Annotated in this window: 15 protein-coding genes; 3 read left to right on the top strand and 12 right to left on the bottom strand. The window is 53.8% G+C overall.

All coding sequences use genetic code 11. The features are described 5' to 3' along the window. Positions 1-12 precede the first annotated feature (12 nt). The 12 genes from IEV29_RS07860 to IEV29_RS07805 all read right to left on the bottom strand — a co-directional run bounded on the left by IEV29_RS07860 (position 13) and on the right by IEV29_RS07805 (position 12,347). A complete protein-coding gene (locus IEV29_RS07860; protein WP_188380651.1) occupies positions 13-849 on the bottom strand; it encodes a tetratricopeptide repeat protein in 837 nt (278 codons plus the stop codon). A 2-nt stretch (positions 850-851) separates the two neighbouring features. Further along, positions 852-1,799 carry a type II secretion system F family protein gene (locus IEV29_RS07855; RefSeq protein WP_188380650.1) on the bottom strand — a complete coding sequence of 316 codons (948 nt, stop codon included), beginning with the start codon at positions 1,797-1,799 and terminating at the stop codon, positions 852-854. 7 nt (positions 1,800-1,806) lie between these two features. After that, positions 1,807-2,733, bottom strand: a complete 927-nt coding sequence (locus tag IEV29_RS07850; RefSeq protein WP_188380649.1) for a type II secretion system F family protein — start codon at positions 2,731-2,733, stop codon at positions 1,807-1,809. 2 nt (positions 2,734-2,735) lie between these two features. After that, positions 2,736-4,049, bottom strand: a complete 1,314-nt coding sequence (locus tag IEV29_RS07845; RefSeq protein WP_188380648.1) for a TadA family conjugal transfer-associated ATPase — start codon at positions 4,047-4,049, stop codon at positions 2,736-2,738. 12 nt (positions 4,050-4,061) lie between these two features. After that, complete coding sequence (locus IEV29_RS07840) at positions 4,062-5,333, bottom strand: CpaE/TadZ family protein (protein ID WP_188380647.1); 1,272 nt, start codon at positions 5,331-5,333, stop codon at positions 4,062-4,064. A gap of 24 nt (positions 5,334-5,357) precedes the next feature. Further along, positions 5,358-6,668 (bottom strand): type II and III secretion system protein family protein, encoded by a 1,311-nt coding sequence (locus tag IEV29_RS07835; protein WP_188380646.1) that lies wholly within the window; start codon positions 6,666-6,668, stop codon positions 5,358-5,360. Positions 6,669-6,721: 53 nt separating this feature from the next. Next, positions 6,722-7,654 (bottom strand): Flp pilus assembly protein CpaB, encoded by a 933-nt coding sequence (cpaB, locus tag IEV29_RS07830; RefSeq protein WP_188380645.1) that lies wholly within the window; start codon positions 7,652-7,654, stop codon positions 6,722-6,724. Between the two features lie 25 nt (positions 7,655-7,679). Continuing rightward, positions 7,680-8,213 carry a TadE family protein gene (locus IEV29_RS16275; RefSeq protein WP_188380644.1) on the bottom strand — a complete coding sequence of 178 codons (534 nt, stop codon included), beginning with the start codon at positions 8,211-8,213 and terminating at the stop codon, positions 7,680-7,682. A gap of 24 nt (positions 8,214-8,237) precedes the next feature. Beyond that, positions 8,238-8,741: an A24 family peptidase gene (locus IEV29_RS07820; protein ID WP_188380643.1), complete on the bottom strand. Its 504-nt coding sequence runs from the start codon at positions 8,739-8,741 to the stop codon at positions 8,238-8,240. A gap of 9 nt (positions 8,742-8,750) precedes the next feature. Then, on the bottom strand, positions 8,751-8,963 hold the full coding sequence (locus IEV29_RS07815; protein ID WP_188380642.1) for a Flp family type IVb pilin: 213 nt from the start codon (positions 8,961-8,963) through the stop codon (positions 8,751-8,753). 109 nt (positions 8,964-9,072) lie between these two features. Continuing rightward, positions 9,073-10,755 (bottom strand): ShlB/FhaC/HecB family hemolysin secretion/activation protein, encoded by a 1,683-nt coding sequence (locus IEV29_RS07810; RefSeq protein ID WP_188380641.1) that lies wholly within the window; start codon positions 10,753-10,755, stop codon positions 9,073-9,075. A gap of 236 nt (positions 10,756-10,991) precedes the next feature. Further along, complete coding sequence (locus IEV29_RS07805) at positions 10,992-12,347, bottom strand: collagen-like triple helix repeat-containing protein (RefSeq protein WP_188380640.1); 1,356 nt, start codon at positions 12,345-12,347, stop codon at positions 10,992-10,994. A gap of 403 nt (positions 12,348-12,750) precedes the next feature. On the opposite strand from IEV29_RS07805, the gene IEV29_RS07800 reads away from it, so the two are divergent. The 3 genes from IEV29_RS07800 to IEV29_RS16325 all read left to right on the top strand — a co-directional run bounded on the left by IEV29_RS07800 (position 12,751) and on the right by IEV29_RS16325 (position 15,402). Further along, positions 12,751-13,416 (top strand): CoA pyrophosphatase, encoded by a 666-nt coding sequence (locus IEV29_RS07800; protein WP_188380639.1) that lies wholly within the window; start codon positions 12,751-12,753, stop codon positions 13,414-13,416. A gap of 85 nt (positions 13,417-13,501) precedes the next feature. Continuing rightward, positions 13,502-14,461 (top strand): CobD/CbiB family protein, encoded by a 960-nt coding sequence (locus tag IEV29_RS07795; RefSeq protein WP_188380638.1) that lies wholly within the window; start codon positions 13,502-13,504, stop codon positions 14,459-14,461. A 215-nt stretch (positions 14,462-14,676) separates the two neighbouring features. Next, positions 14,677-15,402 (top strand): CHASE domain-containing protein, encoded by a 726-nt coding sequence (locus tag IEV29_RS16325; protein WP_308632714.1) that lies wholly within the window; start codon positions 14,677-14,679, stop codon positions 15,400-15,402. The last annotated feature ends 38 nt before the right edge of the window (positions 15,403-15,440 follow it).

The raw sequence follows: 15,440 nt of genomic DNA, 5'->3' as shown, positions 1-15,440 counted from the left end.
TGAACGAGAGCGTCATTGTGTTTTCCCTGTTTGCGTCGTCGTACTGAGCGTGGTTTGCAGGCGCAACTGCATGCCGCCATTCGACATGAATAGCTCTCTGTCAGCTTTGTCGTTGGTGGCCAGGCTGGAACTGCGCATCGCTTGTGCACGTTGTCGAATACCATGTTGTACCTCCGGCGAGACATTGGTTTTTCTCATCAAGGCTGTGGCTTTTTCCTGATCGCCATTCAGCAAAAGATACAAAGACAGATTGCTGATGACTTTCCTGTTTTCAGGCGCGAGCTCGATTGCCTGAATGAGCGGTACACGCGCGGCATCAAGATCGCCTTGTTCCATCAGTGCGTAACCCAGATCACCCAGCGCGTAGGCATTCAACGGATCAATGCGTACCGATTCGCGCAACTGCTGCACCGCTTCAGCATAATTGCCGTTCTGCGCCGCTATAAGACCGAGGCCATGCCTTGCAGCGGCAGCTTCATTGCCGGACAGGAGGCGTTGATACAGATCGCGTGCAGCCTGTTCTTGCCCGGTTGCTCGCAAGGCATCTGCACGCAGCTTGCTTAATTCTGCATTGCTGCCATGCTCCTTCTCATACGCGTCAATATGGGCGAGCGAAGCAAAGTACATGGATCGCGACTGCATGGTCCTGATCATGTCCAGATGAACCTGCCGATTATTGATGGCTGGCTGTTCTGCCTTTGTCCACTGCTGTTCCAGCATATTCTTTTGCTGCTCTGTATACACGACGGTTGGTTGCACTGCCGGATTGGTGGAGCATGCACTCAGGGCGCCAAGGATGGCGAGTGCAACGCTCCATGGCAGATATCGCGGACGAGAAATGGATTGCATGGCTAGTTTCCTATGCTGGAGAGCGTGCGAATGACGGCCAGGAAGCCTGAACCGCCGGTAATGATGAGCAATGCAGGCAACAGCGTTACAACCATCACGCTGGTCATTTTTACGGTCAGTTTGCCGACCTGCTCCTTCATATCGAACTTGCGTTGCTCGCGAATCTGATCGCTGAACTGCTGTAGTGGTTGCTGCACCATGCCGCCATACTGATCAACCTGCACAATCAGACGTGTGATGGCGTGCAGATCATCGTTGTCAAAAACGGTAGCCAGGCGACGGAGTGATTGTTCGCGGGTACGACCATTCGCATATTGTCTGTTGGCCAGTCTGATTTCCTTGCCGAGAATAGGGAGTGCCGCGGACAGTTCGCTCTCGATGATGTGCAGACTCTGATCCATCGACATGCCGATGCCCTGCAGCAGTCGCAACAGATCAATCAGCAACGGCAGCTCTTCTGCCGCCTTGCGACGACGTTCTTTGGCAACACGCAGCATGATCCACTTTGGCAACATGTAACCAGCACCAAAGCCAAAGAAGATGATCATCAGTACTCGCGATACGCTGTGGTCGGTCGTCATCATCCAGGCAAGAATCGGAAAGCCGACGCCTAGCAAGACTCGGCTCAGGAAAAACAAGGTCTTTCCTCTGACGTCGTTGACTCCACATTGATCCAGCAGGTGACGATCTTCCTGTGCAACCAGTTGGCGGCCAAGCGGTGTATCTACCCAGTGCGCAGCATGCGCTACGAGGCGATCCATCCAGCGTTCTGGCGGTGGTTGTTCTGGGTGGGACTGTGCAGCATGCAAGGTGGCATCGAGACGCTGGTTCAGCATGCGCTCGCTCTTCGTCATGGCGAGTGTACGTCGCATCAGCATCATGCCGATCAGCCCAATGGCACAGGCCAGAATGGCAAGCGCAGCGATCAAGAGTAGGTGATGAGTCGTCATGTCGTTCTCATACCGATTTCGCGAGGCGATAAAGCCAGAAGGCACCGATCACTTCCAGAATCGCTGCGCCAATAAGTAAGTGTCTTCCGACCGGATCGGCTGCCATCATCATGAAAATCTTGTCATTGAAGATCAGCATGAATAAACCGACACCGATTGGCAGTAATCCCAGAATCCATGCGGACAGACGCGTTTCTGCCGACAGTGCGACGAGCTCATTCTGTGCCTGTTCACGGTCGCGCATGAATGCACTCATCCGCGCCAGTACGGTATCGGCGCGTCCGCCAAAACGTAGCGCAACACCGATGACGGAAGCAATCAGTTCCAGTTCAACCAGTTGGAAAACGCGAGCTTCCTGAATCAGGGCATGTTCGAGATTGACACCTGCCTGCACCTGACGATTGGCCCGATCAAGCAAAACGCGCAAGGGGGGATCGGTTGTCAGGACTGCCGACTGGAATGCAGATTCAATGCTATTGCCGATAGTGGCGAGCCGGACCATGGTGTCGAGAAAGGTCGGCAGTTGGCGCACCATTTTCTGATGTCTGCGCATGGCAATAAACCAGATACGGAAATAGCAAAGAATGGCGTACAGCAGTAACGTAGCGACGGTCGAAAGCGGGCCGAGAAAGAGTGCGGCGAATGAGCCAAGAACGATGGCCGGCAGCAGGAGCAGGCTATGAAATCTACTGTCTGCCTTGATGCCTGCGCGCAGAAGAAAATGTTTCCACGCTTTCGAGTTCAATATGCTGTTGCCACCTGCTGCCAGCGAGCGCTCTTCGTCGGCTCGACGATGCTGTACGACCTGGGTGTGCTGGTCGATCAGCTTGCTGGCCGTTTGTTGCTGCATGCGACGTTCGGCGTTCTGCCAGAGAAAAATGGCAACGCCGATCAACAACAACGACGCGGATGCAAGTAACAAGGCAACGGTCATGATCAGTACCTTCTAGGCGGCGTAACGGCAGCGGACGCCGTCTGCTTGCGACGTTGCAGCTTCGGTGAGTGCGGCTGAATGCCGAGTGTGACCCAACGATCCTGTTCTTCTCCATTGGGATCCAGATAACTCTCGTGACGGTAGAGCTCTTGGGTGGTGATGATGTTGTCGCCCACGCCGATGACTTCGGTGATCGACACGATACGACGGCGGCCATTTGAAAGACGACCGATCTGCACAATGAAATCCAGTGCACCAGCAATCTGACGGCGTAGACTGGATTCACTTCCCTGGAAGCCAGCGAAGCCGGCGAGCATTTCGATGCGATGCAGGCACTCGCGCGGACTGTTGGCATGAATGGTCGCCATTGATCCATCGTGACCGGTGTTCATCGCTTGCAGCATTTCCAGTACTTCCGCACCACGGACTTCGCCGACGATGATGCGGTCGGGACGCATGCGGAGACTGTTGCGGATCAGATCGCGAATGCTGACGCTGCCTGTGCCTTCAAAGCTGCCGATGCGCGACTCCAGCCGAACCACATGCGGGTGATTGAGCGACAGTTCGGCTGTATCTTCCACAGTAACGACACGTTCGTTTTCCGGCAGGAAAAATGCGAGCGCATTGAGCAAAGAGGTCTTGCCGGAGCTGGTTCCGCCCGACACCAGAATATTGCAACGAGCCTTGACTGCATTTTCAAGGAGGGTGAAGAGGTCGTCGTTGAACGTCCCCAGTTCTTTCAAATCACTGGGTTTGAGCGGGTCCTTTCGAAATTTTCGGATGGAGACCATGGGCCCATCTACAGCCAGTGGTTCGATGACGACATTCAGGCGTCCACCGTCTGGCAGACGTGCATCCACCATCGGATTGGATTCGTCCAGTCGTCGGCCGAGCGGGGCCAGAATCCGTCGTACGATGCGCAGCAGATGATTGTTGTCGGTGAAGCGCAAGGTCTCACGTTGCAAAACGCCATGCCGCGAGACAAAGACATCGTTATAGCCGTTGATGAGAATGTCTTCGACCTCCGAGTCCGCCAGCAGGTCTTCCAGCGGTCCGAGTCCGGCAAGTTCTTTGGTCAACGCGTCGGCAATCAGCCGCACTTCATTCTCATTCAGCGGAATACGGCGCAGACGGACAAAGCCATCGACATCCAGATTGACAAATTGCTGAATGGCGGTGCGCGACCAGCGGCCGAACTCCGCTCCAAGCTCCTCGATCCGCGTCAGCAGATTGTCATAGGCTGCTGTCTTGATATCCTGGAACTCCTGAGAATTAACAAACCTGCTGCTTTCGCTATCCACGATTTGATCACTCATTGTTGGCCTCTTCTATGCTCGTTCTTTTGTTTTGCCACGACCTGGCAGGCAACGCTGCAACCAGTCGCGCAAGCCACCTTTTTTGGTGTTTTCCGTGTTTCTGTTCAGGACACTTTCTGCCAACGCCGATACGGCATTCAGATAAGCGTTGGTGCGGGTGGTTTCGTGCAGTAGCTTTCCGATGTTGGCAGCGCTAACCAGCCGCTGACGGCTTTCCGGCAGCTTGGCTTTCAGCGGAACCTTGAAACGTTCGGCAATCTGTTCTGCACTCATACCAAAAGCGTCTTCATGCCGAGTGACGATGAGATGGCGTTTGCTTCTGGCGACCTGATTCTTGTCCATGCTCTTGATCAGATTGTCGAACGAGACCAGAGAACCGACGCTTTGATCAGTCAATAACCATGTTTCGTCCGATGCGTTGGCAATGCGCATCGTAAGGTCCTGTTCCGGAAAGCCACCAAGGTCAATGATCAGCACATCAAAATAGGCACGCAGCTGTGACAGCAAGCCAAGCACGTCATTGGCAACCAGCGCATGCATGCTTTCCGGTGTGCGCGGCAGCGAGATGATGCGAATGCCGTTGTTGTTGTGTGCAATGGCCGTTTGTACCAAGGTCGAGTCCAGACGATGCCGATTGCGCACGGCATCCAGCAGATCGAAGGTGCTGCTGACGTTGAGATAGAGCTGTCCATCCGCAACGGGTATGCCGAAATCGAGCAGGGCAATCTTTGGCCGTATGGCCTGAGGCGTCTGTTGCAGTTGCAGCATGTCTGCCAGATGGACGGCCAACGTGGTTGTGCCAATGCCAGCGCGCGCACCAAGCAAGGTGATGACATTGCAAGGATCTGCACCAAGTGTCGGCAAGCCGGTGATCATGGTACGGATGACCTCGCGTGCTTCCGTACCATCCGATTGCATGTCAATGAAGTGATGCACGCCGGCACGCATGGCGGCAACTGCACCATCCGCATAATTGCTGGAGCCGACCGCAACCTGATGCACGTTCGGATGACGAATCTTCAACGTCTGTGCCAGCGCAATCATTTCCTTGGCACAGTTTTCTTCGGTATCCCGGCAATTGCCGGAGAAATCGAGCAATACAAGCTGCGGGCGAATATGCGCAATCTGCTCGGCGAGCACGTCAAGCGGGACCAGGTCCTGATGCACGACTTGCCATGCGTTCAGAGCCTGTTTGATCCATTGAAAGTGACTGTCATTGGAAGAGCAGAAAACAAACTTGTTGCCGCTCTTCTGCATGTCGGTATCTGACAGTTCGTGTCCCATGTAGTTATCCAAATGATGCCTCGCTTATTTTGAAAAACCAGGCAATTCGTCCTGTGATGCAATACCCATCAGGTAGGCACCCCATGCATTTCCTGCGCTGTCTCTTTTTTCCTGATCTTCTCCGGGCAACGGCAGCTTGGCACCTTTGGCCAATGGACGAATCAGGTGCGGTGTGACGATGATGACCAGTTCTTTTTCATCCTGGGCATACTGCATGCTGCGGAAAAACGTGCCGATGATGGGCAAATCGCCGAGGAGGGGCACTTTGTTCGCATTGGAGCGGGTGGTACGCGATACCAGTCCGCCGATGACAAAGCTCTCCCCATTGCCGAGTTCCATGGTGGTCTCCGCTCGCCGTGTTGCGATACTTGGAATGAGGGTGTTGTTGATCACCAGACCATTGCTCAGGTCGATGTCGCTGGCTTCCGGTGCGACTTTAAGGACAATGCGATCTGCCGATAAAACGGTCGGTGTGACCGTGACGCCGATACCAAAAGGTTTGAAGGTGATGGTTGTGGTGCCAAGGCCACCTGCTTGCGGAATGGGAAGTTCGCCACCAGCCAGAAAATTGGCGCTGTGTCCGGATAAGGCGATCAAGGAGGGTTGTGCCAGTACGCGCGCAAGGCCGTTTTCCTCGATGAGCTGGACGCGGGCATTGATGGCACCGCGATTCAATAGATTGAATGCCTGTGTGGCAGGACTGCGGAAATTGTAACGTCCGGTTGCTGCATCCAGATCAAGCAAGGCATTGCCGTTCAATAACCCAAAACTGAAAGCCCCGTTGCTTCGGTTGATCAGAAAATCAAAGCCGGCTTGTTTCAGTACATTCTTACTGAACTCGACGATCTTGACGTCGATTTGCACCATGCCACCTGTTTTAACCGTCGCCCCATCCAGTACTTTGTCTTTTGTGGTCGTGGCTGCAACAGCGGTCGTGTTGGCATGGGAGAGAACGGACGGCGATTCGCCGCGAATCAGCGCGTTTCCCTCACTCACCTGAATGCTTGCGGTGCCTTCTTGTAACTGATCAAGCAGTGCGCTTTGTACATCGACTTTCCAGACGGTTTCGATGCGATTGCGCGACCACACCGATACACTGGTTGAGCCTGGCTTCTTTCCAACGAGGATGACGCTACCCGGCTGATTGCGATTGCCGGCGATGACCACGACATCGGCAACGTCCGGATCGGCAACAGCGATACGTTCCAGATCGGCTGGAACGGCGAGTGTGCGTTGCTCTTTGACACGGATCTTCAAATCGATCTCTTTTGCTATCGATAGAAAAGGCATCGAGAGAAGAGTCACAGCGATCGCAAGGAGTCTGATTGTTTTCATTTTATTGGCTGCTCGACCGGTAAGTGAGTATGGGAATGTGCGGTTGTCTTTTCTCAAAAGCGGACTTGTTCTCGTTGTGCCCCTTTGATGACTTCAATCGCCCGCTGCGATGTTCCGCTTGCTGTCGTGGTTCTCACCGGCGCTGCACGTTTTTGCTTGTCGCCTGCCCAGCTTGAGGTTTCAATCCCGGCAAACGCGCGGTTGTCGGGTGTTTTCAGAGACTGCTTTTCTTCATCGCTGAGGCCGGTTCGTGGTGCAAGTGCCAGATCAGGAGACGGGAAAAGATGGTGGCTTGCAATGCCGGCATCACCGGGGTGACGTAAGGCGAGGCTGAGCTTGCCGTTTTGACTGGCCAACAGCAGGGAGTTGATGTCTTCGATTGGCGTTGCCAGCACAGCAGTTCGCACTTGTGCCGGTTGTCCTTGTGGTTTGGGGAGCGTAGGACCGCGCGATGTGTCAATGGTGCCGATCACTTCAGCACCATACGCCAGCACACGCAACCGGGATGCGATAAGACGCGCGTGGCCTTTTTCTGCTGGTGTGCCTTGTTTGAGAATCACAAAGACATCGACGTAATCCCCTGGGTCCAGTTTGTTGCCGACGCCAACCAGTTCATCAACTGGCAATGCGATCGCACGTTCTCCATCGGCCAGTTGCAGCGCAACACCTTGAAGCAGATTGCCTTCGGTAAGCAGGGTATCGGCAGGGATATCGCTCGCGGCAATTCTGCCTGTGACATGGGCGACTGAATGATACGAGCCGGGGATTGGTCTGGGTGAGTCAATGACCTTCAGATCATTGGCTTCGATGCGTGTTCCCTTTGTAATCGCACCAGCCGCAATCACGACGGTATGGAACGGTGCAGGTTCAACAGCGACGATTGGTGTTGTCGTCGGCTTTTGATTGCCAAGCCACCAGGCAAACGCAGCCAGACAACCAGCCAGTAGTATCAGGAACGACGCAAGGATTTTTGTGAGCTTGTTCATGCTTGTTGTTTTCCGATCTTTATGATCAATCGATTTGTACGATGGCAGTGCTGGAGAGTGTTTCCGGTACGACGACTTGCATCAGTGGTCCTAGCAGCAGTGGAATAAGCGGATGCTCTCCATATGGATAACGCACCGTGACGCTGTAGCAGCGCACAGGATCAGCGCCACTGGTGTAGGGACAATTGATGGACGTGCCGGTGAACGCCAGTTTTGTTCCAAGCCAGGCTGCAACGCTGTGTGTGCCGGTTGCTGCCTCTTTTGCATTCGTTTCCCGTGCGCTTTCCTCAGGAACATGACGGAGGGCAGCCCGTGCACCTTCTGCGGCGGCCAGGGTGATGGATTGCTGTGCAAGCATGATCATTCCGTATGTCAGGATGCCGTAGAAGACGATGAAAAAAAGAGGGAAGACCAACGCGAATTCAATCGCAGCAGCGCCCTTGCCGCGAACGAGGGCAGATCGTGCGCGTTGCTGCGCGAAATGATGTGCAGGGCATTTTTTGGAAAATGCTGATTCCCCGCCCGAATGTATCTTTTGTTGGTGACATGTTGCGCTCATGACTGCCTCCTCCGCGAACTTGTCTTAGCTGGCTCCGGTCGCAATGGCCGCAACAGCCAGATAGGCGGCATAGGGAATGCCGCGTCTCCCTGCTCGTCGTTTTAATAATCTCTGGTATGCCTCACTATTCATGATCGATGCCTGGATGCGATGCCAGGTGGCGGATGTCATGACGAACGACGTCGTTGACAGATACCAGGCAGTGGCATGTACACCTGCCAGCACACTGCCGATCAACCACAGTGGTATCAGGTAATGCGTTCCCATCATCAAACCCAGCAAGGCAAAAAACTTGACATCGCCTGCTCCCATTGCGCGTAATGCATACAAGGGAATAAACAATAAAAAACCAATGGCACCGCCCGAAAGCGATTGCCAAATATCAATACCGCCAAAGCCTTCTCCTGTCATGCAGATCGTTGCCGCGTGTATCGAAAAGGCGGTTAGAAGTAGCCAGTTCGGTACACGTCGCAACAGCAGGTCATAAATGAAAACCGTGCCGCAGAGCAGGAGCAGAACAACTGTCAAGCGCGTTGGTTATTGACTGCCTCCACCTGTGCCGCCTGAGCCACCAGAAGCGGCAGCATTCGTTAATGCGGTTTTGATCGATGTGAATACAGTATTAATCTGTGTTCCTACATCAGTGACTGCTGTAAGGATCGCGACGGAAATCAGACCTGCAATCAAGCCATACTCAATAGCCGTTGCGCCTTCTTCGTCTTTCAGAAATGTGATGATTTGGGTTTTCATGTTGTTCTCCTGATGAATGCACTTTGCTTTGATATAAACGTCATCTTTTACAAATGACTGGCTCCCTGTTCTCCACCTGCTACTCCATAACAAACGATATGTTTGTCTGTTATTCAAACTGGTATGCGTACGACAAATTGAAACGTGGGGAACGACGACTCGCATTGACCGGGATGTTGCCGATCGGTTGAGCCAGGGACAGATCGAGCGAGTAGTGCTGTTTGTCCGTCAATCTGACCCCAAAACCGGCCGAGGCGATGTCGCCATCCGGCACGTCGAAATTATTCAGATGCGTGCGCGCTGCATCGGTAAGCACATATGGCTGTACCTGCTTGATGTATTTGGTGTCCATGGCGAAGGCACGATTGAGTTCCAACGCAATGCCCCATCCTTTATCGCCTGCAATTTCACCCACCGGGTAGGCAAGACCAAATTGGCGGCCACCAAAACTGATCTGTTCGGAGATGGGCATCGCGCTATCGCTGTACTGGCCGCTGCCACTGACTGCAATGCCATAACCGTTACTGAATAAATGGTTTTGCATGAAACTCCCGCGTATGCGCAGGAAATCAAGATCGATTGCATTGTTGAATTGCTTGGCGCCAGCGCCGTCAATGCCCTGATACACACCCAGCATCCATTGTGTGCGGGTATTGTCTTTGACCTCGATCGAATTCAGCTCCATCGATACGGCACGGATGTCCGAACTCAGCTCCACAACGGGGACTGGTGCAGGGACGGAACGCGTATAGCGGGCGCTGTTGCGCACCGCATATATGCCGCCACTGAGCGTCAGACTGCGGGTTGCCGTGAGAGTAAGCGGGTATTTAAGATTGATGCTGGCTCTTTCCGTTTCGGTCTGGTGGCGTGCTTCGAATTGTCGTTCAACCAGATTGCGATTTTCCGGCTCGGCGCTGTAACGGGAGAGGTTGACCTGCAACAGCAAGCCTTGATGGCGGATCGGCTGAACGTAATTAATTGCGTAGTACTCTTCCTTGAGTGGTCCGCGGGGTGCCAGCGCGCTCACGGTGACCTGTTCGCCAAGCGGACTCAACCCATTCGCACTGATGCTAAAAACACCGCGTGGACTGGACGTCGCCGTGTCCACACCAAAGGACGCACTGATTGGCGTACGCTTGACTTCAAGTACCATCTCGGCAGCCCCGTCCGTGGTCACGGGTGGTTTGACAGTCGCCTTGATGCGCATGCCAGGTTGCAGGCCGAGAATGCCGGTAATACGTTCAAAGTTGGCTTTGTTTAACGGACGATCCTGCTTCAGCTGTTCTGCGACTTCACGCAGTCGTTCTTCCGATGCGCCCGGATTGCCTTCAATCTTCACCGTGCTGACATAACCTTCAACAACATTGACGACAACCACGTTGTCCTTGAATGTCTGATCGGGTACGAAGGCAAAGGAGAGCGGATAACCCTTTTCCTGATACAGCTTGGTGACGTTGTTGGCAGCTTGCAGCAATTCGGCAATCGTGATTTCGCGATTGGTGATCGATGTAAATTCGGCAGCGATCTGCTCGAACGGAATCGATTTGACGCCAGCAATCTGAAAGCGCGAGGGTTTGATACGCGATGCCAGCAAACGCTGCATGGCAGCATCTGCAGCAGGCTTTTGTATGTCGATCACAACCGGCCTTGTTGGTTGTGGTTTGACTTGTGGCAGTGAGTCGAGAGGATTGCCTTGACCTGGACTACGCGCGTCGGCGAGGACAGGCATGCTGACGTGGCAGAGCACGGCAGAGACGCCAATCATCGACCATTTATTCACAGGATTCCACATAACGCGTGTTCTATCAGTTCAATGATTTGCAGGGTGTATTTGTAAAATCGAACCATCGAATAAATCATGCCCTTCGGAAAGTTGAATGCACATACCATAAACATGGTATTTAGATTTATTGCCTGGAATCACTGTATTGCCTGCGGTTACCAGAAAAATGAAAGATGGTTTTTTTGTTATGCATGAATGTTAAAAAAGGCCCTGAAATTCTCAGGGCCTTTTTCATGACGGACACCTTATTTGTTGCTAGCCAAAACGCCGCCGAGCAGATTCGTCACGGGTGCGAGAATGGATGGAGCAGAGCCGCCGCTCACTGGTGATACAACCGTTCCTACCAGCGCCTGGACCGTCACCACAACAGGTTGCAGAACGTGGCCGGTTGGTCCACCCGTTAGCCCACCTGCAAGACCGCCCACCAGATGATTGACTGGATCGGTCCCCGATGGGACGCCGCCAACCAGCGAGCCGACAACGCCGGTAACGGGTGCGAGAATGCCTGTTACGCCATCACCGCCAAGGTTGCCTCCAGTCAGGCCACCGACCAGACTCGTGACAGGGGCCAGCAAACCGGTGACCGCACCGTCGCCACCAATTCCCCCCAGATTGCCGCCGGTCAGACCGCTGACAATTGTGGTAACAGGCGTCAGCAGGCCACCGACCGGGCTGTCGCCGCCGATTCCGCCAATGTCACCCAGACCACCACCGAGGAGACCGCTCACTGGTGCAAGTAAGCTACCCAGTCCGACGTCGGTGCCTTGACCTTCTTCAGGATTGAGCAAAATGCCGAGTATGGAAACGGTGTTGCCGGTTGCCGTGACAACACGGCCGAGACTGTTGACGACAGGTGTGTCGCTGGCAGAGATGTTGTGCCCCAATCCGGCAACTGTGCCACCGACTGTGCCAAGCAGATTGTTGACAGGTTCACCCAAACCGGTTGCGCCACCAACCTGATGCGTCAATGACGTCACGGTACTCGTCAGCGGCACGATGCCACTGCTCAGCGATTGGGTAATTTGTTCGATTGGTGTCGATTCCAGCACCCCTGGCAGTTTGGTCGACAGATCAACCACGACTTCACCGACCTTGTCGACAAGACCACCCACTGGGGTCGTTACGGGTGCCAAGGCACTTAGCTGGCCTGTTCCCAGGTTGGTGACCAGTGTGCCAGCGCTGCGTACGGTTACACCGGTTTGTGCGACCACGTTATCCACAATGTTGACGGTGGTGCCGACCGGATTTTCGATCAAGCCCATTTGACCCAGACCATCGCCCAACCCATCTCCCAATGTCGTTACAATCCCGCCAGTATTGCTGATGACATTGCCAAGGTCGTTCGTGGTTTGCGCAGAAACGAGAGGCAGATCAAGCGAACCAACCGTGGTGCCGATGTCGGAAACGGCCGTACCGGTTGCCGATACGATGTTCGCGTTTTGATCGATGACACGTGCCAGCGGTGTTGCCGTCGTTGTCGAACCATCGCCACCGCCACCTCCACCACCGCTCGACATGCTGCCGGAACCACTGGCGCAACCCGTCAGCGCAATGACACCAGCCAGGATCAGACTGCTTGATGATATTTTGTTGATGTTCATGTTCGTTCTCCTCGATGCAACTATTAAAAAGGGCTGTCCTGATTTCTATATGGCAAAGCTTGTGCCAATACCGGAGCCACCTTTTTCAGTTTCCGAAGAGAAATTTTTTATTGATTTAAATCAATCACTTATGGAACTTTTTTGATTTGCATTGTCGTTTTTGGAAGCAGATTTAACGTCACGAAAAGTGTTACTTGTAACGTTACATCGGGAACAAAATGTTTCGATTTCCGGAAATCTTTTTGTTTGGTATGTAACGTTTTATGGAATGATGTTTGCCCTGCGGTTGCCATAAGACTGGCGCATTTTTCTCGACGACTGACTCAGTTTTCTGTCCGATTGAAAATAGCTTCCATGTATAGTGATGCCACTGTTTCATCCTTTCCCTGCAGGAATTTTTATCTTGGCCAGATTGCATTTCGACCCTGAATCGCTGCCTGTGGATTCGCTGGGTGGCGAAGCGCCTGTTTCTTCAGAGCGGCTCGAAGCGGATTTTTTACGCGATCGTTTTTTGCATCCCCCAGCGTGGACGCCGGAAATTACGGTAGAGCGACTGGTACGTCCGATGGCTGGGCCATTGACTGCCGCCGCCGTGCTGGTACCGATCGTATTGCGTGATAACGGCCCGACCCTGATGTTGACTTTGCGTGCGGCGCATTTGAATGATCATGCCGGCCAGATCAGTTTTCCCGGCGGGCGTTGCGAGCATTTTGACGGGTCGCCGGTTGAAACGGCCTTGCGCGAGACCGAAGAGGAAGTCGGGCTTGATCGTCGGTCCATCGATGTATTAGGGACATTGCCCGAGTATCACACTGGCACCGGATTTAACGTTACGCCTGTCGTGGGAATCGTGCGCCCTCCGTTTGAGGTAACACCCGCGCCCCTGGAAGTCGCCGAGGTGTTTGAGGTGCCCCTGTCTTTTCTGATGGATGGTAATCATCACCAGCGTCGCACGGCCGAGTTTCAAACCGGCCGTCGTACTTTCTATGTCATGCCTTACGAGCGCTTCTTTATATGGGGTGCAACGGCGGGCATGCTGCGCAACCTGTTCCATTTTTTGCGTGCATGAGTATGACCGCTATGTGGGCGGATCATTTGATTCGATGCTTGCCCTGCGCTATCGTATGGCCTGATCGCGATAACCAGGGTATCCAATGACATTCTTCTCCATCCTCTTTGCGCTATTGATCGAGCAGCTCAAGCCGCTGCGCGCTGACAATCCCGTGTATGCCTGGGCCCGCTCGCTGGCGGGGCAGATCGAGCGCTCCTTCAATGCGGGGCAGGCGCATCATGGACGGCTGGCATGGGGACTGATGGTGGCTGCGTTTGCAGTGCCGGTCGCACTCTTGTACTGGATGGCGATCAAGATCGGGATTCTTGCCGTACTTGTTTTGAATGTGCTGGTGGTCTACCTGACTTTGGGCTTTCGACACTACAGCCATTTCTTCACATCGATTCAACTGGCGCTGAATAACGGCGATGAGATTACGGCGCGCGCCTTGCTGGCTGAATGGACACGTCGTGACACGACCGGCATGGAAGCCGATGAAGTTGCGCGCATTGCCGTGGAAACAGCTCTGGTGACGACGCATCGCAATGTCTTTGGTGTGTTCTTCTGGATATTGACGCCGTTGGGACCGATCGGCGCGGTGGTGTATCGCGTGGCCGAATATCTGGCCCGTATCTGGAATGAGCCGGGCGCCAGTGCCGAGCGTGAAGAGTTTGGCCGCTTTGCCTCCAAGGCGTTTTACTGGATCGACTGGATTCCCGTCCGATTGACCGCGACAGCCTTTGCGATTGTCGGCAATTTTGAGGACGCGATTTACGCGTGGCGTAATTTTGCTGCGCGCTGGCAGGACGAGGCGATCGGTATCATCCTGTCGTCCGGCGGTGGTGCGATGGGTATCCGTCTGGGCGCGCCCGTTGAAGCGGCTGCAGAAGTCATGACGGCTGATGCCGCCACAGTGGATTCGACGAACGTCGAGCCTGAGGCTGCGGTGGGTGAGGAGGCATCCGTCAGATCGTTGCAAAGTACTGTTGGATTGGTATGGCGAGCCTTGTTATTGTGGATGTCGCTGGTGCTATTGTTGTCGATTGCGAAATGGCTTGGATAAGGAACAACGGATCTTTTGTCAGTCAGTACATAAATGTCGTCTGATTGTTGCTTTCCTGAGTGACGGGTTCGCCCGCTTTCATCATTTCCTTATCAAACATCGTCAAATAAGTTACTCTACGGCAATAATTTGCTGGTTTCATTTCGTTTGTTTGCGTACCGGCTCTCTTCAACGAATATCCAATGTAAGAATGGGGCCATCCAGGTACCGCACTGATGCAGCGTAGTCACTTTTCCCCGTCCATGGCAGCGTTGCTCACGCTGATCGTCGGTTTGATGATCAGTGTGATTCTATTTACATCGATGCGCCGTCTTGCACACGACAATGTCGATACCGAATTCCATCAGCATGCCAAGGTTCGTGTTGCCGCGATCCAGGATGGTATCAACAGTTCGATTGATGTACTGCGTGATGTCAATCAGCTGTTTGTTGCCTTTGGCGATGTCTCGCGCGAGCAGTTCAAGGAATTTTCCGCGCCGCTGCTGGAGCGTAATCCTTATATCCAGGCACTGAACTATCACAGGATTCTCTCGGATGACGAGCGAGATGCCTACGAAGCGCAGATGCGTGAGCGTTATCCCAACTTTGTAATAACGGAACGCGATAAGCAGAGCAAATTGCTGGTCGCCGCACGTCGTCCGATGTATCGCGTGGTTGATTACATTGAGCCGATGGCAGGCAATGAAGGCGCATTTGGCTTTGATGCCGATCATTACTCTTTCCAGACAGAGGCCATGCAGCGCTCGGTCGATACGGGACAACCGTCCGCCACGGGATTGCTGCCCTTGGTGCAGGAGGTCGGAAAACAATCGGGATTCATTGTGCTGATGCCGGTGTATCGGCAGGGAGCCGTGCTGACTGACGTCGCTTCCCGACGTGCAGCGTTAATCGGGGATACGGCAGCCGTGTTTGCCTGCAACGATTTAATCAAGAGTCCCTGACTGCCGATAGCTATCTGCTCGCTACCGATAATCAGAAA

The organism is Oxalicibacterium faecigallinarum (assembly GCF_014635705.1).
Lineage (GTDB): Bacteria > Pseudomonadota > Gammaproteobacteria > Burkholderiales > Burkholderiaceae_D > Oxalicibacterium > Oxalicibacterium faecigallinarum.
The sequence above is the reverse complement of the archived record's forward strand: the minus strand, read 5'-3'. Positions and strand labels throughout refer to the sequence as shown.